This window comes from Streptomyces sp. 142MFCol3.1, assembly GCF_000424945.1.
GTDB lineage: Bacteria > Actinomycetota > Actinomycetes > Streptomycetales > Streptomycetaceae > Streptomyces > Streptomyces siamensis.
On record NZ_AUKV01000014.1, the window covers coordinates 112,358 to 137,890 of the forward strand.

Consider the following 25,533-nt stretch of genomic DNA (forward strand, 5'->3'; position numbering starts at 1 on the left):
CGCGCGAGAGGGGCGCAGGGGGGCGGGCGGGGACGACGGCCCGGGTGTCCGGCTCCGCGTCACCCGGGACGAGCGCGCCCCACGACTCCGGAGGTCCGGGCCGACGCCCCGTCAGCCGCGGAATCACCCGGGAAGCCGCCCGTACCCGGTCGTGGACGGGCGCCGTGAGACCGCGCCGCGGCGCGGTCTCACGGGCGGGGTCGACGTCGATGAGACGGCCGGCCGGCCTCGCGGTGCGCAGGTGGCCGCCTGATGGCGCCGACGTCGTCGGTCAGGTGTAGGGGAGCAGAACGGTCGACAGGTCCCCGGTGCCCAGCGTGCTGGGGGCGTTGCCCAGGGCGTTCCAGACCTTGAGCTGTACGGTTCCGTTCTTCAGGTCGCAGGGGGTGCCGGTCGCGGAGGCCAGTCCGGCTCTGTCGGTGTAGTGCTCCCAGCCGGGGAGCGGATCGGTGGCGAAGTACCGGTAGTTCTCGACGCGGTTCCAGGTGCCGTCGCCGGTGCAGTCGTACGACAGCTGTGTCTGGACTCCGTTGCCGATGGCCTGCCCGGCGTCGACGGCCAGATCGAACTGGGTGGCCCCTGCGCCGTACTTCAGGTCGAGCCCGGAGACGGTGAACGTCAGCGGCTTGTACGGGCTGCCGTCGTGATTCGTGCCGTCGGCCGAAGGCACCGTCACATTCGCGGCAGCCCCGGCAGTGCCCGCCAGCGTCCCGTCACCACTCAGGAACAGCGTGGGCGACGAACCCGTGCCGCCGGGCGGCGTGGGTGTCGGGGTGGGGGTGGGGGTGGGTCCTGTGCCGCCGGGCGCGCTGCCGCCGCTCCAGGTGTGGGCGCCCGCGGTGACCGTCTTCCCGGCGGGCACCCGCACGGCGGTTCCGTCGGAGAAGTGCACGGTGGTGTCGGTGGCGGTGATGTCGGCCGCGACGTAGGTGCGTTCGCCGTTCTTGGTGAAGACCGCGGCCAGCGGGCTGTCGGCGGTGACGGTGGTGTCCACGGTGCCGAGGGCGGCGAGGTTGCGGATCCAGTGGAAGGTGTGGGCCTTGCTTTCGCCTTCCTCGGAGGTGAACGAGCTGTTGGCGCGGAAGGCGGTCAGGGCTGCTTCGCCGTCGCCGAGGGCCAGGTATTCGTACCAGATGTCGGGCCAGATGCCGGGCTGGGTCTTGCCGGCCTGGTCGAGCATCTCCTGGTAATTGGCCTTCACGTAGGCCGGGTTGTCACCGAGGTAGAGGTGTCCGCCGGTCACCGGCAGCAGGTTGATGCCCTGGATCTGTTCGGGGGCGCTGGAGAACCAGGTGGAATAGGCGCCTCCGTTGCTCCAGACCATGCCGACCTCCTTGTGCGCGAAGTCGTCCGGGTAGACCTGGTGATGGGTGTCGAACCAGTAGTCCTCGATGGCGGCGGCCTGAGTGGTGTACATGTAGATGCCCGCGTCCCGGACGGCCTTGTTCCCGGTGACGGTGCCCCACTGGATGAGCGCGTTGTCGAAGTTCATCCCCTCGGAGGACGATTCCTGGTTGTTGCCCGCGGCGAACGAGCCGTGGCCGGAGGCCCAGTCGTGGCCGGCGTAGATGTCGAAGTCCCGCAGGTAGGGGAAGCGCCTGTCGGTGCGGTCGTAGTTGTTGGCATCCCGGATGAGCAGGTCCACCATGCCGCCGTAATGGTCGGCGTCGGCCCAGGTGGGGTCGAACCTGGCGAGGGTCGCGGCCGCGGCGATGTAGTAGCCGTAGTGGAAGTGGTGGTCGTTCAACTCCTGGTCGGACCCGTAGGAGGCGGGATATCCGATCAGGGTGCCCCACTTGCCGTCGTAGTAGAACTGGTGGCCCGTCTTGCCCGGCGAGGCGGTGAACCAGTCCGTGAGCTTGGACTTGATCGCGGACAGCGCGGCGTCACGGACGGCGGTGTCACCGGTCTGGTCGGCGATCTCCGCCAGTCGTGCGGCGCGCCCCAGGCCCTTGCCGGTCCAGTACGTGTCGTCGCTCTGCTGGCGCGTCGGATCGGCCTTCTCGGCGTCGAGGTAGTTCTGCAGCGTCGCCGCGTCGGCGCCGGAACTGTCGGCGACCCCCGGTATCTCGGGCAGCACGCCGTGGAAGACCATCGACGTCGAGAAGGACGTGATACCGGTGAGCACCTTCAGCGGGCCACGGGAGGAGGTGTACGTCTGCGGCAGCGGGCTGCCGTCGGCCAGGTGGCGCCACTGGTGCGGCAGCAGGGCCGCGACCGTGCCGGTGGCCGACCCTTCCAGGGCGGTGGTGGTGAGGCGGTACGTGGTGGTGACGGTGCTGTCCGCCTCGTCGTACCGGTAGGACACGGCCGTACCGGTGACGTGGTCATAGGCGTACTTGGCGTACTCGGTCGCGAGCGTGGCCCGGTCGTCGGTCGAGGTGGACGGTGTGGTCGGCAGCACGGCGACCGAGAAGTAGTCCTTGCCCGCGAGCGAGGACGTGAGGGTGGACCCGCTGACCGACCAGGTGGCGCCGTCGGGGGCGAAGGCGACGTAGTCGTGGCCGTGGACCGTGTAGCCGATCACCGGGCCGGAGTGGGACCAGACGTCCACCGTCGCGTCGGGGGCGGCCTTGATGCGCGCGTCACCGCCCGTGGCACGGAAGTAGGCGAAGGGAAGGCCCGAGCCGATGGTCGCGCGCAGGGTGTGCGTGCCGTCGCTGAGGGAGGGGCTGACAGTCCAGTCGCTCCAGTCGTCGACCTTCACTTCGGGTGCAGCAAGGCCGGAGACACCGGCGATGAAGTCCTCCTGGTAGTCGAAGTGGTACTCGCCCACGCCCTTGCCGCTGCCCGAGATGGTCGGCTTCGTGCTGTAGGAGACACCCAGTCCGCCCGACTGGGCGCGGAATCCGAGGGGTTGCGCAAACAGCGGCTCGCCGAACGCGCAGTTGGTGCGCTTCCACAGGATCGACGACCACCAGTCGTTGGTGGGGACCGCGCCCGAGGGAGCGTCGGCCGTCACCCAGTGGCGCGGGTTGGTGGACAGGTCCGCGCATCCGGAGGGCAGCGGGCCGGGCGCCGTGGTGGTGTAACTGCCCGCACCCACGGTGTCGGCGCCGGCCGCGCCGGAGTTGAGCACGGTGAGGACCGCGCCGAGGAGGGCCGCGACGGCCACGAACACCGCCATCCGTCGCCAGGGCGCGCACCGCGGCGCCGCTGCTAACGGCTGAGCACTGTCTCTTGACATGGGGTCACCTTTCGGCGGGAGGAGAAGGCAGCGACCGACCGCACCGGCGGGTTCGGCGAATCGCGTGGGGGAATGTGCGGCTCGACTTTCACATCTCAGGTCACAGCGACCGGTAACCCGTGATTGTTGCGTCTTGAGAGCGCTCTCAAGCAAGGAAGGCTAGAACCACCCTACTGAGCCGTCAATACGTATTGCAGTGATCGTTCAACCGGCCGTCACCGAGCGATCGGCGGGTTTCGGCATGGAAGTCCCCCGGGGGGGGCGCCAGGCACGTAGCCGCGTTCCCGGTCCCCGCCGACTGCGGCGCGCGGGACCCTGCCGCCATGTCGACGCTGTTGGTCGATTCAGGCCCTTACGACGACGTCGGCCTTCAAGACCCGTTGTGGTCTTGAAGGCCGACGTCGTCGTAAGGGGCGGTTCAGGGCTCCGTCGTTTTCCACGTCGTGCGCTCACGAAAAGGTGTCGGCGCAACCCGGAAAAAGTCCCGTATTGGAAAAACCGGCAGGTCAGAGCCCCTTTGTAGCAGGCTCCAGAATCGCCACGCACTCCACGTGATGCGTCATCGGGAACAGATCGAACGCCCGCAGCGTCCGCACCCGGTACCCCCCGTCGCGGAAGTACGCCAGGTCGCGGGCGAGGGCCGCCGGGTCGCAGGCGACGTAGGCGATGCGGCGGGCGCCGAGGGACGACAGGTGCTCGACCGTCTTCTTGCCGGCGCCGGCGCGGGGCGGATCGAGGACGATCAGGTCGACCTCGGTGATACCGGTGCGCGGGAGCACCGACTCGACCTTGCCCTGTTCGATGCGGACCCGGTCGAAGGCGGCGACGTTGTGCCGGGCGTCCTCGACCGCGCGCTTGCCCGACTCGATGCCGAGGACCGCGCCCGTGTCGCCGAGACGGTCCGCAAGGGCGCCCGCGAAGAGGCCGACGCCGCAGTACAGGTCGAGCGCCATCTCACCCTTGCGCGGCAGCAGGCCCTGCATGACGGCCTTGACCAGGGTGTCGGCCGCCATCGGGTGGACCTGCCAGAAGCCGCCGCTGCCGACACGGTAGGTACGGCCGTCGGCGCGCTCGCGCACGAACGCGCGGCCGTGGACACGGTGGATGCCGCCGTCCTTCTCCTCGACACGCATCACGGAGACGGGCTTGTCGAGTTCCACGAGGGGCAGGCGGGCGCCGGGCCGGGGCTCCAGGATCACCATGCGGTCCTGGGATCCGGTCGCGGCGATCACGTCGACCGAGGCCATGCCGGACCAGTCACGCTCCTCGATGCCGAGTTCGCTGACACCCGGCGCCGCGATCATGCAGTGCTCGATCGGCTCGACCTCGTGCGAGCGGTGGCGGCGCAGCCCGGCATTGCCGTCGGCGTCCACGGCGTACTGGACACGCGTACGCCAGGCCGGTACCTGGCCCGCGGGCAGCTTGTCGCCCTCGGCGGGCATCACCGTGCCGTCCCAGCCGGCCGCCTCGGGCGTGAGGCCCGCGAGACGCTGGAGCTGCTCGGCGATGACCTCGCCCTTGAGGCGGCGCTGGGCGCCCGGCTTGGCGTGCTGCCAGTCGCAGCCTCCGCAGCGGCCGGGACCCGCGTAGGGGCAGGGCGCCTCGACGCGGTCCTTCGACGCGTCCAGGACCTGTACGGCGTCGGCGCGCAGGAAGCGCGCGCCCTCCTCGCCCTCAGTGACCCGTGCGACGACCCGCTCGCCGGGCAGGGCGTGCCGGACGAAGAGGACCTGGCCCTCACTGGTGCGGGCGATGCAGTGCCCGCCGTGGGCGACCGGGCCGATCTCGACCTCGTACTCGGCCCCCACCAGCGACTTCTTCGGTTCTGCCTGCATGGCGGGGTGACTCCAGTTGAGAAAAGGGGGAACGGCCGGACAACAGCCCACCAGTCTACGTGGACGTCGTCCGGCCGTTCACCACGAGGCCGTCGGTGCCAGGCCTCAGCCCTTCGTCTGGGAGGACTCCTTGGTCCGCTCCTCGGCCGGACCGCGGCGCACCGCACCCGGAGCGTTCCAGTCCTGCCGCTTGCGGGCGCGCTGCTTGGCCGCCTCGGAGGACACCAGCTGGTAGGGCACCGAGGTCACCATGACGCCCGGGGTGAACAGCAGGCGGCCCTTGAGGCGCAGGGCGCTCTGGTTGTGCAGCAGGTGCTCGTACCAGTGGCCGACCACGTACTCGGGGATGATCACGGACACCGCGTCGCGCGGGGACTCCTTGCGCAGCCCCTTCACGTATTCGATGATCGGCCGCGTGATCTCGCGGTACGGCGAGTCGAGGACCTTCAGCGGTACGTCGATGCCGCGTCGCTCCCACTCCTCGCGCAGAGCCTTGGTCTCGGCCGGGTCGACGTTGACGCTCAGCGCTTCGAGAGTGTCGGAGCGCAGCAGCTTGGCATAGGCGAGGGCGCGCAGCGTCGGGCGGTGGATCTTGGAGATCAGGACGACGGAGTGGACGCGGGAGGGGCGGACACTGTCGTCGGAGGGGCCCTCGGGGGCGGCGATCTCCTCGGCGACCCGGTCGTAGTGCCGGCGGATCGCGCTCATCGTCGCGTAGAAGATCACCATGCCGAGCAGGGCGACCCAGGCGCCGTGCGTGAACTTGGTGACCAGGACGACGACCAGGACCAGGCCGGTGAAGAAGGCGCCGAAGGCGTTGATGGCCCGGGAGCGGACCATGTGACGCCGCTTGGCCTGGTCCTTCTCGGTGGCCAGGTGGCGGTTCCAGTGGCGGACCATGCCGGTCTGGCTGAGTGTGAACGAGACGAAGACGCCGACGATGTAGAGCTGGATGAGGCGGGTCGAGTCCGCCCCGTAGATGACGACCAGCAGGGTGGCGGCGCCCGCGAGGAGCACGATGCCGTTGGAGAACGCGAGACGGTCGCCGCGGGTGTGCAGCTGGCGCGGGAGGTAGCGGTCCTGGGCGAGGATCGAGCCGAGCAGCGGGAAGCCGTTGTAGGCGGTGTTGGCGGCGAGGAACAGCACCAGCGCGGTGGCGGCGGCCAGCACGATGAACAGGAAGCTGCCCTTGCCGAAGACGGCCTCGGCGACCTGGGAGATCACCGGGTTCTGGACGTAGCCGGAGCCGACCGGGGCGCCGTTGTGGATCAGGTCGTTGGCCGGGTTCTCGGCCATCCGGACCTTGGTCGACATGGCCAGCGCGATGATGCCGCAGAACATGGTGACGGCGAGCAGGCCCATCAGTGCGAGGGTGTTCGCGGCGTTCTTCGACTTGGGCTTGCGGAAGGCCGGGACGCCGTTGGAGATCGCCTCGACGCCGGTGAGCGCGGCACAGCCGGAGGAGAAGGCGCGCAGCAGCAGGAAGACGAGGGCGAAGCCCGCGAGCCCCTGGTGCTCGGCCTTGATGTGGTAGTCGGCGGTGGGCGCGCGCATGGTGTCGTCGAGGACGAGCCCGCGGAAGGCGCCCCACGCGATCATGATGAAGACGCCCGCCACGAAGACGTACGTCGGGATCGCGAAGAGCTTGCCGGACTCCTTGACGCCGCGCAGGTTCATCAGCGTGAGGAGCACGATGACGGCGACCGCGCAGGCCACCTTGTGCTCGACGACGAAGGGGATCGCGGAGCCGAGGTTCTCGATGCCGGAGGCGATGGAGACGGCGACGGTCAGGACGTAGTCGACGAGCAGGGCGCTGGCGACGGTCAGTCCCGCCTTGGGACCGAGGTTGGTGTTGGCGACCTCGTAGTCGCCGCCGCCGCTCGGGTAAGCGTGCACGTTCTGCCGGTAGGAGGCGACCACCGTGAACATCAGCACGACGACCGCGACGGCGATCCAGGGGCTGAAGTGGTAGGCCGACACACCCGCGATGGACAGGACCAGCAGCACTTCTCCGGGCGCGTACGCGACGGAGGAGAGCGGGTCGGAGGCGAACACGGGAAGGGCGATGCGCTTCGGCAGGAGCGTTTCTCCGAGCCGATCACTGCGCAGTGCGCGCCCGATCAGAATCCGTTTGGGCACGTCGGTCAGTTTGGACACAACAGAGAAGCGTAAGGGTTCGAACACGGGGCCGCCCACCCGCCGCCCCGCTTCGGCACACCATCTGCTCTCCGAGTGAAAACGGGGACCCGTCCGGCTGCGGATTCCGCGGCCGGACGGATCCCCGTGTCTATATGACAAAACCCCGCCCTTGCCCCTGCCGTGGAGGATCCATGCATGTGACCGCGGAGCTGATCGGAGCCGCCGCCGCCCTCGTCGGCCTCGGAATCCTGACCCTGGTGAGTGTCCGCAGCATCACACGCCGCTGATCCCCCTCTCCTCGGCCGCCGCCCGGAACCCGCAGGCGAACGTGCACAGGGGTGCCCCGGACGGACCGCGCGTGTGTAGCTTGGGCGGCGGTCTGAGACCCTGTTCACCCTGAGCCGTAACCATCAGATTCGGAAGGACGGTCGTGCACATCGTCATCATGGGCTGCGGAAGAGTGGGCTCCGCTCTAGCCCAGACCCTGGAGCAACAGGGGCACACGGTCGCGGTGATCGACCAGGACCCCACCGCCTTCCGACGACTGGGCTCCGGGTTCGGCGGCCGTCGTGTCACCGGAGTCGGCTTCGACCAGGACACCCTGCGCGAAGCGGGCATCGAGGAGGCCGGCGCGTTCGCCGCGGTCTCCAGCGGCGACAACTCGAACATCATCGCCGCCCGGGTGGCCCGCGAGATGTTCGGCATCGAGAACGTGGCCGCCCGCATCTACGACCCGCGCCGCGCCGAGGTCTACCAGCGCCTCGGCATCCCGACCGTCGCCACCGTCCGCTGGACGGCCGACCAGATGCTGCGCCGGCTGCTGCCCTCGGGTGCCGAGCCGCTGTGGCGCGACCCCACCGGCGGGGTGCAGCTCGCCGAGGTGCACACCTCCTCCGGCTGGGTCGGTCACAAGATCAGCCGACTCCAGGACGAGACGGGCGTGCGCGTGGCCTTCCTCACCCGGCTGGGCGAGGCGATCCTGCCCTCCTCGCAGACGGTGCTGCAGGAAGGCGACCTGGTGCACGTCATGATGCGCTCCGACGAGGTGGACAAGGTCGAGGCGGCGTTCGCCAAGGGTCCTGAAGAGGAGGCCGGTCACTGATGAGGGTCGCCATTGCCGGTGCCGGCGCCGTGGGCCGCTCGATCGCGGGTGAGCTCCTGGAGAACGGCCACGAGGTCCTGCTGATCGACAAGGCGCCGACGGCCATCTCGGTCGAGCGCGTACCGCAGGCGGAGTGGCTGCTCGCCGACGCCTGCGAGATCACCTCCCTGGACGAGGCCGCGCTCCAGCGCTGCAACGTGGTCATCGCGGCCACCGGTGACGACAAGGTCAACCTCGTCGTCTCCCTGCTCGCGAAGACCGAGTACGGGGTCCCGCGGGTCGTGGCCCGCGTGAACAACCCGAAGAACGAGTGGCTCTTCAACGAGTCCTGGGGCGTCGACGTCGCCGTCTCCACCCCGCGCCTGATGTCGGCCCTCGTGGAGGAGGCGGTCAGCGTCGGCGATCTGGTGCGCCTGCTGCGCTTCAGTCACGGCGACGCCAACCTCGTCGAGCTGACCCTGCCGCCGGAGTCCGCGCTCGCGGGCACCACGGTGGGCGACGTCGAGTGGCCGCAGGACACCTCGCTGGTGACCATCATCCGCGGCACCCGCGTGCTGACCCCCTCCCAGGAGGACTCCCTGGAGGCGGGCGACGAACTCCTCTTCGTGGCCGCCCAGGCCCGCGAGGAGCAGCTGGAGGACCTCCTGTCGGTGCGCCGCGAGGACGCGACCGAGTAGAGGGTGCGGAGCGTGTACGACGACGGGGCGCCCGGAGATCTTCCGGGCGCCCCGCCGTCGTGTGTGGACTGTCGTGATGGGGGCTGTCGCCTGCGGGCCGTCGCCTGCGTACCGTGGCGGGCCGTCACCTGCGGACCGTCACGGGCGGGACCATCGCGGACCGTCACCTGCGGACCGTCGCGGACCGCCGCCTGCGGACCGTCGCGGGCCGTCGTCCGCGCGCGGTCAGGTCGCCTGAGCTGCCGCCCGCGCCGTCCCGCGGACCGGGTGCCCAAGCCTCGGAGCCCCGTCGGCGCGACGAAGGGCCGACACTGCCACAGGGAGTGCCGTCTCGCGGCAGGGAATGCCGTCCGCGACGGGGCGGGTTACGCCCCCCGGCGGTGGCGCGCGGGTGCCGAGTCGTCGCGCTCCGCCGCGAGGGCGGCCTTGCGCTCCTTCTCGGCCTTCTCCTCCGCCTCCATCTCGGCGAAGACGTCGATCGGCGCGGGCGCCTTGGCGAGGAAGACCCAGGTGAGCCAGACGGCGAGGAGGAACGGCGGGATCTTCAGCGCGATGAGGACCCAGCCGAACTGGGTGGTGTCGGCCCACCAGTAGAGCGGGAAGAGCACCGCGCACTTGGCGAGGAGGATCAGGCCCCAGGCCCAACTGGCCTTGGAGTACGCCTTCTTGCGGCCGGGGTTGCGGGTGCGCCAGGAGAGGTTCTCCTTGAACACCGGTCCCAGGATCAGGCCGATCAGCGGGACGCCCGCGAGGGTCGTGACGATGTAGGCGATGGCCAGACCGAGCGTGTAGATCATGCCCGGCAGGTAGAAGTCCTTGGCATTGCCCGTCATCATCGCGAAGACCACGCCGAACGCGACGCCGAACACCCCGCTGAAGGCGTGCTTGACGGTGTCCCGCATGACGAGGCGGACCACCACGAGCAGCAGGGACACGCCGAGGGCGGCGATCGCCGACCAGTGCAGGTCCTTGTTGATCGTGAAGATGGTGACGAAGAGCAGGCCGGGCACGACCGTCTCGACCATGCCCCGCACGCCGCCGAACGCGTCGAAGAGCGCGGCCTCGGTCACGGCCCTGGAGTCCTGCTGGGCGTCTTCGGTCGGCTTGTCGAGCGACGTCACCGGCTACTCCCGTCCGAGCGGTCTGAGTTCGTACTTCGGGTTGAACAGCACCCTACGGCCCCGGCTCATCGAAATCCGGCCCGATGCGATCAACTTGCGTCCCGGCTCGATCCCGACGATGGAGCGCCGGCCGAGCCAGACCACGTCCAGGGCGGCCGATCCGTCGAACAGCTCGGCCTCCAGTGCCGGGACCCCGGCCCGCGGGCGCAGAGTGACCGTGCGCAACGTACCAGTAACCGTGACGATCTGGCGGTCGTGGCAGTCACCGATGCGAGTGCACCCGGTGGTCTCGGTGTCCTCCCGCAGCTCCTCGGACTCCAGGTCCTCCTGGGACGAGGAGAGCCGGTCTATCATCCGCCGGAACCGGCCCGCCGGCTTTTCGGAACGAGGAACAGCACTCATACCGAAAGCGTACCGGGGGCCGCCGACCCGTACGCACCCCCGACCCCACCGTGCGAACCCGCGTGCGACTCATCGCTCGAACCGGTACCCCATCCCCGGCTCCGTGATGAAGTGCCGCGGGTGCGAGGGATCCACCTCCAGCTTGCGGCGCAGCTGGGCCATGTAGACGCGGAGGTAGTTGGTCTCCGTGCCGTACGACGGCCCCCACACCTCCTGGAGCAGTTGCCTCTGCCCGACAAGGCGGCCGGTGTTGCGCACCAGGACCTCCAGGAGGTGCCACTCGGTGGGCGTCAGACGGACGTCGCGGCCGTCGCGGTTGACCTTCTTGGCGGCCAGGTCGACGGTGAAGTCGTCCGTCTCGACGATCACGTCGTCCTCGCCGCCCCCGGTGGGCTCCGCCCGGCGCACCGCGGCCCGCAGCCGCGCCAGCAGCTCGTCCATGCCGAAGGGCTTGGTGACGTAGTCGTCGGCGCCCGCGTCGAGCGCCTCGACCTTCTCGTCGGAGGAGTGCCGGGCCGAGAGCACCAGGATCGGCACCCGGGTCCAGCCGCGCAGCCCCCTGATCACCTCCACGCCGTCCATGTCGGGCAGTCCCAGGTCGAGCACGACGACGTCGGGGTGGCGGGCGGCGGCGAGCTGGAGCGCGGTCGCGCCGTCGGGCGCCGCGTCGACCTCGTACTTGCGTGCCCTGAGGTTGATCACCAGGGCCCGGGTGATCTGCGGCTCGTCGTCGACCACGAGGACCCTCGTGGGGGTCCGCGGGTCGCCCCCGGTCGAGCTCAGCATGGGACCTGCCTCTCTGCGCCTGATGGTGTGGTGGCCAGGTCGGGGCGGCGGTCCACCGCCCGCAGCGTGAGCACCATGGTGAGTCCGCCGCCGGGGGTGTCCTCGGCGTTCAGGGTGCCGGTCATCGCCTCGGCGAAGCCGCGGGCGACGGCGAGGCCGAGGCCCACGCCGGCGCCGCGCGGGGCGTCGCCGTAGCGCTGGAACGGCGCGAAGATGCGGTCCTTGGCCTCGTCGGGGACGCCCGGTCCGCGGTCGACGACCCGCACCTCGACCCGGTCGGCGATGGCGCTCGCGGACACCAGGACCCGTTCGTCGGCAGGGCTGTACTTGACGGCGTTCTCGACGAGGTTGGCGACGGCGCGCTCCAGCAGCCCGGCGTCGACGGCGACCATCGGCAGGCTCTCCGGGATCTCCAGCTCCACGCTGTCCTCGGGGACCCCGCCGAGGGCCATCGGCACCACCTCGTCGAGGTCGATCTCGCGGATCAGCGGAGTGACCGTGCCGGTCTGCAGGCGGGACATGTCCAGCAGATTGCCGACCAGGTGGTCGAGGCGGTCGGCGCCGTCCTCGATGCCTTCGAGGAGCTCCGCCCGGTCCTCCTGGGACCATTCGACGTCCTCGGAGCGCAGCGAGGAGACCGCGGCCTTGATCCCGGCCAGCGGGGTCCGCAGGTCGTGGCTGACGGCGGCCAGCAGCGCGGTGCGGATGCGGTTGCCCTCGGCCAGCTCCTTGGCGCGGGCCGCCTCGTGCTGGAGCCGCTGGCGGTCCAGGACCACCGCGGCCTGCGCGGCGAACGCGGCGAGCACCCGGCGGTCCGAGGCCGGCAGGACGCGTCCGGACAGGGCCAGCGCCATGTGGTCGCCGACCGGCATGTCCACGTCCGCGTCCTCGGGACGGGCGGAGGGCTCGGGTCCCACGCTGCCCGCGCAGGTCCACGGGTCGACGTCGCTCGCCCGCTCCAGCAGGGCGACCGACTCCATCGAGAAGGTCTCCCGGACCCGCTCAAGGAGGGCCTCCAGGCTCGTCTCGCCACGGAGCACACTGCCCGCGAGGAAGGACAGGATCTCCGACTCGGCCCGCAGCCGGGCCGCCTGGTGCGTGCGGCGGGCCGCCAGGTCCACGACCGACGCCACCGAGACGGCGACGCCGACGAAGATCGCGATGGCGACGATGTTCTTGGGGTCCGCGATGGTCAGCCGGTGCAGGGGTGGCGTGTAGAAGTAGTTCAGCAGGAGGGTGCCGAAGGCCGCGGAGGCCAGTGCCGGGTAGAGGCCGCCGAGGAGCGCCGCCGCGACGGTCACCGTCAGGAACAGCAGCATGTCGTTGGCGAGGCCGAGGTCGACGGTGTTCAGCAGCAGGGCGAGGACGACCGGTCCGAGCACGCCGACCAGCCAGCCCCAGATGATCCGGGAGCGGCCGAGCCGTGCCCCGCGCGCCACCGGCAGGCCGCGCCCCTTGGCGACCTCTTCGTGGGTGACGATGTGGACGTCCAGGTCGGGGCCGGACTCGCGGGCGACGGTGGCGCCGACCCCCGGCCCGAAGACGTACTGCCAGGTCTTGCGGCGGGAGGAGCCGAGCACGATCTGGGTGGCGTTGACGCCCCGCGCGAAGTCCAGGAGCGAGGCGGGGATGTCGTCGCCGACTACATGGTGGAAGGTGCCGCCGAGATCCTCGACGAGGGTGCGCTGGACGGCAAGTTCCTTGGGCGAGGCGGAGGTCAGTCCGTCGCTGCGCGCGATGTAGACGGCCATCACCGCACCGCCCGCGCCCTTCTCCGCGAGCCGGGCCGCGCGCCGGATCAGCGTGCGGCCCTCCGGTCCCCCGGTCAGGCCCACCACGATGCGTTCCCGCGATCCCCAGATCTTGGAGACCCGGTGCTCGCTGCGGTACTCGGTGAGGTACTCGTCGACCCGGTCGGCGACCCAGAGCAGGGCGAGCTCGCGCAGGGCGGTGAGGTTGCCGGGCCGGAAGTAGTTGGACAGGGCGGCGTCGACCTTGTCGGACGTGTAGATGTTGCCGTGCGCCATCCGCCGCCGCAGCGCCTGTGGCGACATGTCGACGAGCTCGATCTGGTCGGCCCTGCGCACCACCTCGTCCGGCACGGTCTCCCGCTGCCGTACGCCCGTTATGGACTCGACGACGTCGCCGAGTGACTCCAGGTGCTGGATGTTGACCGTCGAGACGACGTCGATGCCGGCCGCGAGGAGTTCCGCCACGTCCTGCCAGCGCTTGTCGTTGCGCGAGCCGGGCACATTGGTGTGGGCGAGTTCGTCCACCAGGGCGACGGCCGGGGCGCGCTCCAGCACGGCGTCCACGTCCATCTCGGTGAAGACGGAGCCGCGGTGCTCCAGTTCCCTGCGCGGCACTTGCTCCAGGCCGTGCAACATCACCTCGGTGCGCGGCCGGTCATGGTGCTCCACGAAGGCGACCACGCAGTCGGTACCGCGTTCGACGCGCCGGTGCGCCTCGGAGAGCATGGCGTATGTCTTGCCGACGCCCGGTGCCGCACCGAGGTAGATCCGAAGCTTGCCGCGTGCCATGAGCCCTATTGTCTTCCTGTCACTGCCGTGTACGCAGCGTCGACCTTACGGCCATGAATTCCGGCAAAGGGGGGCGTCGGGGCAGGCGGGCGACGTCTTTGACGCAACTCTGACGCGGCGGCGCAAGTACGGACACGGGTCACGCGTGCGGCACGCCCGGCCGGGCGGACGACCTCAGGTGGCACGGGCCGCCCCGGGCACGTTCGGGCGGAGGCCTCCCCGGGCTGCCGGGGCAGCGCGAAGCCGGTGCGCCGGGCTGCCTTGCGAGCCGGCAGCGGCCCAGCCTCGGCCGGCACGCGCTCCTGGAGCGCGGGGCCGGCCGTCACCAGCCACGCCGGCATCTGCCTCAGCCGCGGCCGCCGGGGCGCCGCCGTCGCCGGATCGGTGATCAGCTCGGCCGGCCAGGTCACCGCGATCTCGGTCCCGCCCGCGGCCTGGAGGTCCGGCAGCAGCTGGAGCTCACCGCTCTGCGGCGCGGAGGGGAAGCCCAGGACGTGCCGCCACCGCGTCAGCGCCGCGTCTCCCGAGGGCGGCCGGTTCCCGGGCGAGCGCCCTGCGCTGCCCCCGGTAGAGGCGGCGGTGCGTCAAGATCCGCGCCGGCGCGCGGAGGTGGTGCGGGCGTGTGCCGCCATCTCCCCGGTGCCGGAGCGGCCGCCACGTGCCGGCGGTGACCCGCCGTGGCGGACGTTGTGCGCCCGAAGCGGGACGCGTCGGCGCCGTCAGTGTTCGACGATCTCGCCGTCGCTCAGCTCCAGCACCCGGTCGGCGAGGTCGAGCAGCGCCGCGTCGTGCGTGGCGACGAGGGCGGTGACCTGCTCGCTGCGGACGACGGCGCGCAGCAGTTCCATCACGGCGATGCCCGTCTCCGCGTCGAGCTGCCCGGTGGGCTCGTCGGCGATCAGGAGGGCGGGGTTGTTGGCCAGGGCGCGGGCGATGGCCACGCGCTGCTGCTGGCCGCCGGACAGCTCACCGGGCCGCTGCGCCGCGTGGTCGGCGAGGCCGACGAGCGAGAGCAGCAGTTCCACGCGCTCCTCGCGCTCGCGCGGGTCGGCCCGGCGCAGCCGCAGCGGCACGCCGACGTTCTCGGCGGCGGTGAGGATGGGGATGAGCCCGAAGGACTGGAAGACGAAGCCGATGCGGTCGCGGCGCAGTCCCAGCAGGCCGTTCTCGTCGAGGCCCGACAGGTCGAGGCCGTCCACGGTGATACGGCCCTCGTCCGGCTCGTCGAGACCGCCCACGAGGTTGAGCAGGGTGGTCTTGCCGGATCCGGAGCGGCCCTTGAGGGCGACGAGCTCGCCGCGCGGCACGTCGAAGGAGACTCCGCGCAGTGCGTGCACGGCGGCGGCTCCTGTGCCGTAGGAACGATGGACGTTCTCGACCCGCAGCATGGTGTCGGTGGCGACCTGACTCATGTTCCTCCCCCGTCGGCCGGGCGCCAGTATGTCCAGCGGGCGCCCGGCCGGGCAATGGGTCAGCCGAGGTTGTCACCGTGGGTCAGCGTCTCCCAGGCCACGAACAGGTTGTTGCTGCCGGCCGGGCGGTTCTGCTCGGTCAGCCGCTGGGTGTTGGTCATCGCGATGCCCAGGCGGTTGTGCAGGGCGTTGTAGCCGACCTCGGTGACCGGTCCGAGCCCGAGGTTCAGGGACCCGCCGCACAGCCAGCTCGGTGCAGCCTCGCCCAGCTGGTACTTGGACTGGAAGCCGAGTGCCTGTCGCAGCCGCTCGCCTACATCGGTGCCGTACAGGTCCTGGCCCTGTATGCGGCTGGTCTCGGCGATGTGCGAGATGGCGGAGATGCCGTAGCCGGTGTGCGTGAAGTCGCGGCAGGTCTCCTGGGTGAGTCCGGTGACGAAGGTGGACTGCCCCTGCCAGTAGTTGACGATCTTCTCCTTGGTGTCGAGGTTCTGGCTCGGCACGGTCTTCGGCAGGTCGCCGTCCGAGGCGAGGTAGACGTAGGCGGCGGTACGCGTCCGGAACTTCGCCATGGCCTTGTCGTACGACGTCCTGTCCTCCAGGAAGACGGAGATGCCGACGGCGGCCTCCATCATCGACAGCTCCCAGTTCCCGTTGGAGTTCGAGCCGTTGATGATCTCGGGCAGGTAGACGTCGCGCAGCATGGTCGCGAAGCGGCCGGAGTTGGCCCACGTCCCGGTGTACGTGTACTTGATGATCTCGGCGGCCTTCGGCCAGGAGGAGCCGGCCCAGCCGGTCTGCAGGGGCGCGTTGCTGTTGGTGTGGTCCTTGATCACCGCCGACCAGGCGTCCATCAGCTCGATGGCCTTCCTGGCGTACCGGTCGTCGCGCGTGATGTACCAGGCGAGGGCGTCGGTGTACGCGGCGATCGCGTCCTCGCGCTCGTCGGTGCACCCGTAGTTGGGGTTGGAGTACGAGCCGCACTCGACGGTCGCGCGGGGTTTGGCGGTGCGGCTCAGTGAGGCGTACTTGCTCGCCATCATCTGGTCGAAGGCGCCCTTCCAGGGCTGGGCGCCCGCGTTGACCTTGGTGCGCGCGAAGTCCAGCTGGCTCTTGGAGACGGTGACTCCGGGGTGCGCGAAGACGGCGGGCGCGGCCTCGGCTCGATGGGCACCGGGCCAGGAGACCAGGGTGCCCGCGAGCGCCGCGGTCGCGGCGGCGACGGTGGCGAGGACGACGGGCCGCCGTCTGCGGTGGAGCCGTGTGGGGGTGTCGGGCATGTGGGGGCCATCCATTCTCGTATGTGAACGACACATGGAATGCTGAACACGCGCGTTGGCCGGTGACCATAGGTATGGACCAGGCTTCCGTCAAGGCCTCAAGAAAGACCCGCAGTTCAACTGCCGTTCATGGACGCGAACTTGGCCGGGCGCGGACACGCGAAAGGGCCGCACCCCCTAAGGGGGTGCGGCCCGAGCTCGTGTACGTCCCTCGGCCGGCGGTGGCCCGGTGGTCCCAGGTCCGTCGGTCTCGGAGAACCCCGGTCAGCGGACCTCGGTGATCTCCGGCCCGCGCTGGAGCTGTCCCATGCCGCCGGAGAAGCGGGAACCGCCCTGCTCCTCCTGCTGGACACCCTCGGGGACCATCTGCGCGTCGTTCGGCAGCTTCAGGACGATCGGGTCGCGGGGGGCCATCGGGCCCTCGCCGCGGACGACGACCGTGTCCCGGAAGATCTGCTCCAGCAGACCCGCGGCCTGCGGCTGCACCGCGCCCTGCCCGGAGATCACTCCGCGCAGGAACCAGCGGGGACCGTCCACGCCGACGAACCGCACGACCTGGAAACCGCCCGTGCCGTCCGGCAGCTGCACCGGGACCTGCGCACGCAGCTCCCAGCCCAGCGGACCCTCGACCTCGTCGATGACACCGCCCTGCTGGGTGATGCCGGAGGCGATCTCCTCGCGTACCTCGCCCCAGATGCCCTCGCGCTTGGGAGCGGCGAAGGCCTGCAACTGGACGGCACTGTCCTTGAGGACCACGGTCGCCGCGACGATCGCGTCGCCCGCGACCTCGACCCGCAGTTCCATGCCGTCGACCCCGGGCACGAAAAGACCGCCCAGGTCCACCCGGCCCTCGGCCGGCTCACGGACCTCGGAGCTGTCCCAGGGCCCGTCGGGGCGGGGCTCGGGCTCGAGCCTCACGCGCTCCCGCTCCTCCGCCTCGTCCGCCTCAGTGTCGACGCCGTCGACGACCTGCTCGGCCTCGCCCGCCGCGTCCTCGGCGGCACTGCCCTTCTTGCGACGTCCGAACACGTCACTGTCCTTCCCGGTCGGATACGACCGAAGCGTATCGATTCCCACCCGTTGTGCTGCCCACGGCGGCATGACCGCCGGTGGACCCGAAGCCCCCTGCGGCCCGCGCCGTGTCGGGAAGCTCCGCCACCTCCTCGAAGCGGACCCTCTCGACCTGCTGGACGACCAGTTGAGCAATCCGGTCGAAGCGCTCGAACCGCACGCACTCGCGCGGGTCGAGATTCACCACGATCACCTTGATCTCCCCACGGTACCCGGCATCCACCGTCCCCGGGGCATTCACGAGGGCGACACCGCAGCGGGCGGCGAGCCCGGAACGGGGGTGCACGAAGGCCGCGTACCCCTCGGGCAGCGCGATGGACACCCCGGTGGGGAGCACGGCCCGCTCACCGGGCGCCAGTTCGCAGCTCTCGGTGGTGCGCAGATCGGCTCCCGCGTCACCCGGGTGTGCGTACTCGGGGAGCGGTACGTCGGGGTCCACGCGCCTGATCAGCACGGGGAGTTGTCCGCCGAAGTCACGGGTCACGGGTTCACCTCGAAGGCACGGGCCCGCCGGATCTGGTCCGGGTCGTTCATGGCCGCGTGGATCTCCTCCGGGCGGCCGTTCTCGATGAAGTGGTCCACCTTCACCTCGACGAACAGGGCGTCCGCGCGGACGGCCACGGGGCCGTCGGGGCCGCCGATCCGCCCGGTGGCGGTGGAGTAGATCTTCCGGCCGGCCACCGCGGTCACCTCGGCCTCCAGGTGGAGCACGGTGCCGACGGGCACCGGGCGCCGGAAGTCGGTCTCCAGCCGCCCCGTCACGGCGATGGTGCGCAGCAGCCAGTTCAGCGATCCGAGCGTCTCGTCCAGCGCGGTGGCGAGGACGCCGCCGTGCGCGAGGCCCGGGGCGCCCTGATGGGCGGGCCGCACGGTGAACTCCGCGGTGATCCGGACACCTTCGCCGGCGCGGGCCTCCAGATGCAGCCCGTGCGACTGCTCACCGCCACAACCGAAACACTGTTCGTAGTGGGCGCCGAGGAGTTCCCCGGGGGCGGGCGCGTCGGGGTGCCGCACCGGCGCGACGGCGTCGGCGGGAGGCGTCAGAGCTGCGGAAGTACCACTCACAGGCGCAGACCTTACCCGCGAGTCGGCCCCCCGTACGCACCGTGTCAAGCTTGGCTTCATGCAGCTCTCCGCCTCGCCGTACGAAGAACGCCTCACCGCACCCCGCTCCTGGTGGCTGGTGTGCTTCATGGTCGGGGTCGCGATGGCCCTGATCCTGCTTCCGTTCGGCACGCTCCCGTTGCTGGGCGGCCTGGTCGGCGGAACCGCGGTCTCGGCGGTCGTGGCCAGTTCGTACGGCTCGATCCGCATCCGGGTCGTCGGTGACTCGCTGATCGCGGGTGAGGCGAAGATCCCTCTCGCGGCCCTCGGCGACGCCGAGATCATGGACCAGGAGGAGGCGCGCGCCTGGCGTACGTACAAGGCCGATCCCCGCGCCTTCATGCTCCTGCGCGCCTACATCCCCACGGGCCTGCGCGTCCAGGTCACGGACCCGGAGGACCCGACGCCGTACCTGTACCTGTCGACCCGGGAGCCGGAGCGCCTGGCGGCGGCCCTGAAGTCGTCCCGCACCGAGGCGTAGCCCGCGGCCGCACCGTCCGGCGGCGGCCACGTACGCGCCGCACGGCGGCCCGCTCCGTCGAGCCGGACCCCGGGGGCACGCGTGCGTGCCCCGAGGCGGCTCCTGGGGCCCGGGGACCGTGCGGTGCGTGGCTTGCGGCCCGATCGGCCGGGGTGCGCCGGGCGGAGGTCTCTCAGCGGCCCAGCTCTCTGGGGATCTCGCCGAGACGCAGGGGGTCCGCCGGCTTCTCCAGCGGCGGAAGGGCGGGCAGCGCGTCCCACGGCACCTGCATCTTCCGCAGGTCCTTGCGGATGCGGGACGCCAGGCGCCTGGTGTCGCGGCGGTTCATCAGCGCGCCGACCGCCGCTCCGACCATGAACGGCATCAGGTTGGGCAGGTCCCGCACCGTCCGCTTCATGATCTGCTGGCGCATCTCGCGCTTCATCTGGCCGCCCAGCGCGGCGTTGATCGTCGACGGCTTCGTCACGTCGATACCGCGCTCCCCCGACCAGGAGTTCAGGTACGCGGTGCTGCGCTCCTTGAGGTTGCCGGGCGGTCGCAGACCGTAGACCTCGTGGAGCTCGGCGATCATCTTGAGCTCGATCGCGGCCACGCCGGTGATCTCGGCGGCGAGCTCGGTGGGCATCGCCGGCGGCACCGGCAGCATGGCGGCGGCACCGATCCCGGCGCCGACCGTCGACGTCGCGGCGGCTGCGCCCGCGACGAGCTTGTCCGCGAGCTCCTCGGGTCCGAGGCCCGGGAATTGCCTGCGGAGGGTCGCGAGGTCCCGTACGGGCACCCGCGGGGCGTTGTCGATGATCCGGTCGGCGACATGGGCCAGCGCCGCCTTGGCGCGGCTGCTGCCCTTCTGGACGCCTTTCAGGACGCCGTCCCTGACAGCCGCCGCGCGGCGACCGGCCGTGCGCGCCGGAGGGTCCCGAGGGGCCTCCAGGGCGCCGCCTGAGGGCGGCTCGTCGAGCGAGGCTGATCCCGGTGCGGAAGAGCCTCGCTCGTCGTCACGTACGCCTTCAGAGCCGCCGTACGGCCCTTCGTCCGCTCCCCGCCGGGAGGAGCGGCGCTTCCAAGGAGGGGTCGAGCCAGTCACGGCCGACCCTGCCTCAGTCGCAGTCGCGGCAGATCGGCTGGCCGTTCTTCTCGCGGGCCAGCTGGCTGCGGTGGTGCACCAGGAAGCAGCTCATGCAGGTGAACTCGTCCTGCTGCTTGGGCAGGACCCGGACGGCGAGCTCCTCGTTCGAGAGGTCCGCACCGGGCAGTTCCAGGCCTTCGGCGGCCTCGAACTCATCTACGTCGACGGACGAGGTCGACTTGTCGTTCCGGCGTGCCTTGAGCTCTTCAAGGCTGTCCGAGTCGACGTCGTCGTCGGTCTTGCGTGGGGTGTCGTAATCCGTTGCCATGTCGCTCTCCCCCTCTGGGTGTCTGCGGTGTCTCCAGCGCACGTAACGCGTGAGAGGCCGGACTTGTGCCCGACCCGAGGCGGAGATTTTGCCTCACATCAAGGTCTGTTACTCAATCGACACCCAACCGGACTCCTCAAGAGTGATCGGCTTGGATGGCGATGCGGACCGTACACGGTCCTGATGGCGCACTTCAAAGGCGTCTCACCGTGTACTTCCCGTGATCAAGACCCCCGAAAACCCGGATTTTCCCGGCTTTCCGACAGCCTGCATGATCACGGAGAGTAGATGGCCAGAAAATCGCCCTTGTGATCGATCACACACGACTCTCCCGGACGGGTGGCCGGAAAATTCCGCGCAAAGCGAACATCGCCGCGTGTGCGGGACATGCTCTCAGATCGGAAGGGTGACGCGCATCACGAGCCCACCTCCGTCACGCGGCTCGGCGACGATGTGCCCGCCGTGCGCGCGGGCCACCGACCGGACGATCGACAGGCCGAGGCCCACGCCCTTGTCGCTGCCCGTGCGCTCCGTGCGCAGCCGCCGGAAGGGCTCGAAGATGTTGTCGATCTCGTACGCCGGCACCACTGGACCCGTGTTCGACACGACCAGGACCGCCTGTCCGTGCTCGGCCGCCGTGGTGACCTCGACCCAGCCGCCCTCCGGCACGTTGTACCGCACGGCGTTCTGCACGAGGTTCAGGGCGATCCGCTCCAGCAGGACGCCGTTGCCCTGGACGACGGCGGGCTTCCGCTCGCCCCGGATCTCCACGCCCTTGGCGTCCGCCTCGGCGTGCATCTGGTCGACGGCCTGCTCGGCGACCTCGGCGAGATCCACCGGCTTGCGCTCGACGATCTGGTTGTCACTGCGGGCGAGCAGCAGCAGGCCCTCGACTAGCTGTTCACTGCGCTCGTTGGTGGCGAGGAGCGTCTTGCCGAGCTGCTGGAGCTCGACCGGCGCCCCCGGGTCCGAGAGGTGCACCTCCAGGAGCGTGCGGTTGATCGCGAGCGGAGTGCGCAGCTCGTGCGAGGCGTTCCCGACGAACCGCTGCTGGGCGGTGAAGGCGCGCTGGAGCCGCTCCAGCATGTCGTCGAAGGTGTCCGCCAGCTCCTTCAGCTCGTCGTCCGGCCCGTCCAGTTCGATCCGCCGGGAGAGGTCCGAGCCGGCCACCGCGCGTGCGGTGCGGGTGATCCGGCCGAGCGGCGAGAGCACCCGGCCGGCCATCGCGTAGCCGAAGGCGAAGGCGATGATGGCGAGGCCGAGCAGGGCGAGCAGCGAGCGGCTGAGCAGGTTGTCCAGGGCTGCCTGGCGCTGCTGGTCGATGCAGTGGCTGATCGCGGCGTTGAAGGCATCGAGCGACAGACCCGAGTTCACCGCGGGGCAGTTGTCGCTGGTGACCTTGATGTCGGTGCCGCCGGCGATCCTGAACAGCGGCTCGTTGCCGGTGTTCAGCGCCTGCGCCGCGAGCAGATAGATGATCGACAGCAGCATGATGCCGGCGATCAGGAACATGCCACCGTAGAGCAGCGTGAGCCGTATGCGGATGGTCGGGCGCAGCCAGGGGAAGGGGGGTTCCGGCCTTCTGGGTTCCCAGGTGGGTTTGGGGGGCGCCGCGGGGGGCGCCGGGGTCGCGGCCACGGCGGATCAGATCCTGTAGCCGGAGCCGGGCACGGTGACGATGACCGGGGGCTCGCCGAGCTTGCGGCGCAGGGTCATCACGGTCACGCGTACGACGTTGGTGAAGGGGTCCGTGTTCTCGTCCCAGGCCTTCTCCAGCAGCTGCTCGGCGGAGACGACGGCGCCCTCGCTGCGCAGCAGCACCTCCAGGACGGCGAACTCCTTGGGCGCGAGCTGGACCTCCTTGCCGTCGCGGAAGACCTCCCGGCGGTTGGGGTCGAGCTTGATCCCGGCACGCTCCAGGACGGGCGGCAGCGGCACGCTCGTGCGCCGCCCGAGGGCACGCACGCGTGCCGTCAGCTCGCTGAACGCGAACGGCTTGGGCAGATAGTCGTCGGCGCCGATCTCCAGTCCCTCCACCCGGTCGCTGACGTCGCCGGACGCGGTGAGCATCAGCACGCGCGTGGGCATCCCGAGCTCGACGATCTTCCGGCAGACGTCGTCGCCGTGCACGAGCGGGAGGTCGCGGTCGAGGACGACCACGTCGTAGTCGTTGACGCCGATGCGCTCCAGGGCGGCCGCACCGTCGTACACGACGTCGACGGCCATGGCCTCCCGGCGCAGTCCGGTGGCCACCGCATCGGCGAGCAGTTGCTCGTCCTCGACGACGAGTACGCGCACGTCGCTAGTCCTTCCTCTGTCCACCCGCGCGACGGCACTTGGGCGCACGCGGGCAGGGCTTGTCACGGGTGAGGGCTCCATCCTGCCCTTTTCGGCCGTAAACCGGCTGTAAGACAGTGGGAGGGGGGACGGGGCTCCGGTCCCGGGGCCCGGGAATGCCAGATTTTCTCGTCGGGTTGAGGTTTCCACGGAAGGAAGCGGGGGGAGGACGGCTTTACACCCCGCGATCACGCTCTGCACAGGGCAAGCCACCTTGTGGTACGTCCAACCGCTTCCGCAGAGCGGGCGTGGATGTCCGGCACCGTCGCCGCCCGGCCTGGGCAGCGCTGGGCACCCATCTGGAGACGTGATCGCCCCTTCCGAACGGCACACCCCCGTGCCACCCGACCCACGACCCAGGACGAGGGGGCGCAGCATGGACGCATTCACCGCAGGACTTCTGCAGCGCATAAGGGCGACCGAGTCCGACCTGACGCGGGCTCGCGAAACAGGCGACGACTTCCTCGCGGAGGTCGAGCAGGGCGAACTCGACGACCTGCACCGCCTCGCCGCCGAGCACGGTGTGGAGGTCGGCGCGTCGCGCGTCTGATCGGTTCGTAGGAGAGCGGGGCCCCGGTATCGATCCAGTGCCGGGGCCCCGCTCCTTTGTGCTCCCGCGCGCTTGCGCCACCGGTCACGTGGTGCGGTGCGCGCGGCCGGGCTCAGTCGTGCCAGGCGCCGAAGCCCTCCAGGAGCCGCTGGAGAGGCTCGAAGACGCCGGGCGAGGCGGCGATCGCGAGATCGCGTGCGGGGCGCTCTCCGGGACGTCCTCCGGTCAGCGCTCCCGACTCCCTGGCGATCAGGTCGCCCGCGGCGAGGTCCCAGGGGTGCAGTCCGCGTTCGTAGTAGCCGTCGAGACGGCCCGCGGCCACGTCGCACAGGTCGACCGCCGCGGAGCCGGAGCGCCGGATGTCCCGCAGCAGCGGGATCAACCGCTGGGCGACGTCGGCCTGGTGGGCCCGGACCTCGGCCACGTAGTTGAAGCCGGTCGAGACCAGGGCCTGGTCGAGGGGCGGCGCGGGACGGCAGGCCAGCCTGCGCTGCCCGGCCCAGGCGCCGACGGCGTAGGCGCCCCGGCCGCGCACCGCGTGATACGTCTCACCGCGCATCGGCACCGCCACCACCCCGACGACGGTCTCCCCGTCCTGCTCGGCCGCGACGGACACGGCCCAGGTCGGCAGTCCGTACAGGTAGTTGACCGTGCCGTCGAGCGGGTCGACGACCCAGCGGATGCCGCTCGTGCCCTCGCTGGAGGCGCCCTCCTCGCCGAGGAGACCGTCGTCCGGGCGGTGTTCGGCGATGAGGTCCGTGATCAACTTCTCGGCGGCGATGTCCATCTCGGTGACGACGTCGATCGGGCTGGACTTGGTGGCCGCGACCGCGAGGTCCGCCGGACGGCCGTCCCTCAGCAGCTCGCCGGCGCGCCGCGCCGCTTCCTGGGCGAGCTGGAGCAGTTCGGTGTGCAGGGGCTCGGTCACGGGGCTCCTCACGCGTACGGGCTGTCGGCGCCCGCGGCGGCGGGCTTGGGGGTACGGGCCGGGCAGCAGCCCACCGGGCACACGTCGTGGCTCGCGCCCAGCGTGCCGAGCGCGCAAGGGGCGACGTGCCGGCCGTTCTCCGTCGCGGCGCGCTCCAGGACGAGGTCGCGGATCGCCGCCGCGAACCGCGGATCGGCGCCCACGGTGGCGGAGCGGCGCACCGGCAGTGCGAGTTCCGCCGCTTTCGCCTTCGCCTCCGTGTCCAGGTCGTACAGGACCTCCATGTGGTCCGAGACGAACCCGATGGGGGCCATCACGACGGCCGGGACGCCGGCGCCGTGCAGCTCCTCCAGGTGGTCGCAGATGTCCGGCTCCAGCCACGGGATGTGCGGGGCACCGGAGCGCGACTGGTAGACGAGCCGCCAGGGGTGCTCGATGCCGGTCTGCTCGCGCACCGCGTCGGCGATGAGCCGCGCGACGTCCAGGTGCTGCCGGACGTAGGCGCCTCCGTCGCCGTGACCCTCGGCGGGGCCGGAGGTGTCCGCCGCCGCGTCCGGGATGGAGTGCGTGGTGAAGGCGAGGTGGGCGCCGGCGCGCACGTCCTCGGGCAGGTCGGCGAGCGCCTTCAGGACGCCTTCGAGCATGGGCTCGACGAATCCGGGGTGGTTGAAGTAGTGCCGCAGCTTGTCGATCCTCGGCGGCTCCAGTCCCTCCGCCTCCAGGGTGGCCAGCGCCGCTGCGAGGTCCTCGCGGTACTGACGGCAGCCGGAGTAGGAGGCGTAGGCGCTGGTGGCAAGGACGAGGACGCGGCGACGGCCGTCGGCGATCATCTCGCGCAGGGTGTCGGTCACGTACGGCGCCCAGTTGCGGTTGCCCCAGTACACCGGCAGGTCGAGGCCGTGGTCGGCGAAGTCCTTGCGCAGGGCATCCAGCAGGGCGCGGTTCTGGTCGTTGATGGGGCTGATCCCGTCGAACAGGAAGTAGTGCTGCCCCACCTCCTTGAGCCGTTCCTTGGGGATGCCTCGCCCTCGCGTCACGTTCTCCAGGAACGGAACCACATCGTCCGGGCCTTCCGGGCCGCCGAACGAGAGCAGGAGCAGGGCGTCGTAAGGGGTGGCATCGAGCGCAGATGGCATGCGTCCGATCCTGCCACCCGTCACTGACGGGCGGGAAACGGCGGGGCGGCG

At 70.7% G+C, this 25,533-nt stretch carries 22 protein-coding genes; 4 read left to right on the plus strand and 18 right to left on the minus strand.

The window, feature by feature from the left end; translation table 11 throughout:
- Window positions 1-271 precede the first annotated feature (271 nt).
- The 3 genes from H305_RS0121760 to H305_RS0121770 form a co-directional block, all read right to left on the minus strand.
- Entirely contained in the window at window positions 272-3,127 is a 2,856-nt protein-coding gene (locus H305_RS0121760) for a glycosyl hydrolase (protein ID WP_199791437.1), read from the minus strand.
- A 566-nt stretch (window positions 3,128-3,693) separates the two neighbouring features.
- The gene (locus H305_RS0121765) at window positions 3,694-5,022 is read right to left on the minus strand and encodes a class I SAM-dependent RNA methyltransferase (protein WP_028802242.1); all 1,329 of its coding nucleotides are present in this window, start codon (window positions 5,020-5,022) and stop codon (window positions 3,694-3,696) included.
- Window positions 5,023-5,127: 105 nt separating this feature from the next.
- The gene (locus tag H305_RS0121770) at window positions 5,128-7,179 is read right to left on the minus strand and encodes an APC family permease (RefSeq protein ID WP_028802243.1); all 2,052 of its coding nucleotides are present in this window, start codon (window positions 7,177-7,179) and stop codon (window positions 5,128-5,130) included.
- A gap of 412 nt (window positions 7,180-7,591) precedes the next feature.
- On the opposite strand from H305_RS0121770, the gene H305_RS0121780 reads away from it, so the two are divergent.
- Together H305_RS0121780 and H305_RS0121785 are read left to right on the plus strand one after the other, a co-directional pair.
- Complete coding sequence (locus H305_RS0121780; protein WP_028802244.1) at window positions 7,592-8,263, plus strand: potassium channel family protein; 672 nt, start codon at window positions 7,592-7,594, stop codon at window positions 8,261-8,263.
- Window positions 8,263-8,940: a potassium channel family protein gene (locus tag H305_RS0121785; protein WP_028802245.1), complete on the plus strand. Its 678-nt coding sequence runs from the start codon at window positions 8,263-8,265 to the stop codon at window positions 8,938-8,940. Before H305_RS0121780 ends, H305_RS0121785 begins: the two co-directional genes overlap by 1 nt.
- A 365-nt stretch (window positions 8,941-9,305) precedes the next feature.
- On the opposite strand, the gene H305_RS0121790 is transcribed toward H305_RS0121785, so the two are convergent.
- From H305_RS0121790 to H305_RS0121830, 9 genes are all read right to left on the minus strand, one after another.
- Complete coding sequence (locus H305_RS0121790; RefSeq protein WP_028802246.1) at window positions 9,306-10,061, minus strand: DUF3159 domain-containing protein; 756 nt, start codon at window positions 10,059-10,061, stop codon at window positions 9,306-9,308.
- 3 nt (window positions 10,062-10,064) lie between these two features.
- Window positions 10,065-10,463, minus strand: coding sequence for an OB-fold nucleic acid binding domain-containing protein (locus H305_RS0121795; RefSeq protein ID WP_078629174.1), 399 nt, complete (start codon window positions 10,461-10,463; stop codon window positions 10,065-10,067).
- Window positions 10,464-10,532: 69 nt separating this feature from the next.
- The gene (locus H305_RS0121800) at window positions 10,533-11,249 is read right to left on the minus strand and encodes a response regulator (RefSeq protein WP_051370823.1); all 717 of its coding nucleotides are present in this window, start codon (window positions 11,247-11,249) and stop codon (window positions 10,533-10,535) included.
- Window positions 11,243-13,789 (minus strand): sensor histidine kinase, encoded by a 2,547-nt coding sequence (locus H305_RS0121805; RefSeq protein ID WP_028802249.1) that lies wholly within the window; start codon window positions 13,787-13,789, stop codon window positions 11,243-11,245. Before H305_RS0121805 ends, H305_RS0121800 begins: the two co-directional genes overlap by 7 nt.
- A 719-nt stretch (window positions 13,790-14,508) precedes the next feature.
- Window positions 14,509-15,201: an ABC transporter ATP-binding protein gene (locus H305_RS0121810; RefSeq protein WP_028802250.1), complete on the minus strand. Its 693-nt coding sequence runs from the start codon at window positions 15,199-15,201 to the stop codon at window positions 14,509-14,511.
- Between the two features lie 59 nt (window positions 15,202-15,260).
- Window positions 15,261-16,481 (minus strand): alginate lyase family protein, encoded by a 1,221-nt coding sequence (locus H305_RS0121815; protein WP_028802251.1) that lies wholly within the window; start codon window positions 16,479-16,481, stop codon window positions 15,261-15,263.
- Between the two features lie 264 nt (window positions 16,482-16,745).
- On the minus strand, window positions 16,746-17,510 hold the full coding sequence (locus H305_RS0121820) for a DUF3710 domain-containing protein (RefSeq protein ID WP_028802252.1): 765 nt from the start codon (window positions 17,508-17,510) through the stop codon (window positions 16,746-16,748).
- Window position 17,511: 1 nt separating this feature from the next.
- Window positions 17,512-18,006 (minus strand): dUTP diphosphatase, encoded by a 495-nt coding sequence (gene dut, locus H305_RS0121825; protein WP_028802253.1) that lies wholly within the window; start codon window positions 18,004-18,006, stop codon window positions 17,512-17,514.
- Window positions 18,007-18,032: 26 nt separating this feature from the next.
- Window positions 18,033-18,617 (minus strand): PaaI family thioesterase, encoded by a 585-nt coding sequence (locus H305_RS0121830; RefSeq protein ID WP_028802254.1) that lies wholly within the window; start codon window positions 18,615-18,617, stop codon window positions 18,033-18,035.
- 58 nt (window positions 18,618-18,675) lie between these two features.
- On the opposite strand from H305_RS0121830, the gene H305_RS0121835 reads away from it, so the two are divergent.
- A complete protein-coding gene (locus H305_RS0121835; protein WP_028802255.1) occupies window positions 18,676-19,137 on the plus strand; it encodes a DUF3093 domain-containing protein in 462 nt (153 codons plus the stop codon).
- A gap of 172 nt (window positions 19,138-19,309) precedes the next feature.
- Here H305_RS0121835 and H305_RS0121840 read toward each other — a convergent pair whose 3' ends face one another.
- The 4 genes from H305_RS0121840 to H305_RS0121855 all read right to left on the minus strand — a co-directional run bounded on the left by H305_RS0121840 (window position 19,310) and on the right by H305_RS0121855 (window position 22,829).
- Window positions 19,310-20,221: a hypothetical protein gene (locus tag H305_RS0121840; RefSeq protein ID WP_078629175.1), complete on the minus strand. Its 912-nt coding sequence runs from the start codon at window positions 20,219-20,221 to the stop codon at window positions 19,310-19,312.
- A gap of 13 nt (window positions 20,222-20,234) precedes the next feature.
- A complete protein-coding gene (locus H305_RS0121845; RefSeq protein ID WP_003997302.1) occupies window positions 20,235-20,531 on the minus strand; it encodes a DUF4193 domain-containing protein in 297 nt (98 codons plus the stop codon).
- Between the two features lie 393 nt (window positions 20,532-20,924).
- The gene (locus H305_RS0121850) at window positions 20,925-22,169 is read right to left on the minus strand and encodes a sensor histidine kinase (RefSeq protein WP_028802257.1); all 1,245 of its coding nucleotides are present in this window, start codon (window positions 22,167-22,169) and stop codon (window positions 20,925-20,927) included.
- A gap of 6 nt (window positions 22,170-22,175) precedes the next feature.
- On the minus strand, window positions 22,176-22,829 hold the full coding sequence (locus H305_RS0121855; protein WP_010983842.1) for a response regulator transcription factor: 654 nt from the start codon (window positions 22,827-22,829) through the stop codon (window positions 22,176-22,178).
- A 415-nt stretch (window positions 22,830-23,244) separates the two neighbouring features.
- On the opposite strand from H305_RS0121855, the gene H305_RS54065 reads away from it, so the two are divergent.
- The gene (locus tag H305_RS54065) at window positions 23,245-23,418 is read left to right on the plus strand and encodes a hypothetical protein (protein ID WP_179332611.1); all 174 of its coding nucleotides are present in this window, start codon (window positions 23,245-23,247) and stop codon (window positions 23,416-23,418) included.
- Between the two features lie 112 nt (window positions 23,419-23,530).
- On the opposite strand, the gene H305_RS0121865 is transcribed toward H305_RS54065, so the two are convergent.
- Entirely contained in the window at window positions 23,531-24,346 is an 816-nt protein-coding gene (locus H305_RS0121865; protein WP_028802258.1) for an inositol monophosphatase family protein, read from the minus strand.
- An 8-nt stretch (window positions 24,347-24,354) separates the two neighbouring features.
- Window positions 24,355-25,482: a ferrochelatase gene (locus H305_RS0121870; RefSeq protein WP_028802259.1), complete on the minus strand. Its 1,128-nt coding sequence runs from the start codon at window positions 25,480-25,482 to the stop codon at window positions 24,355-24,357.
- Window positions 25,483-25,533 lie beyond the last annotated feature (51 nt).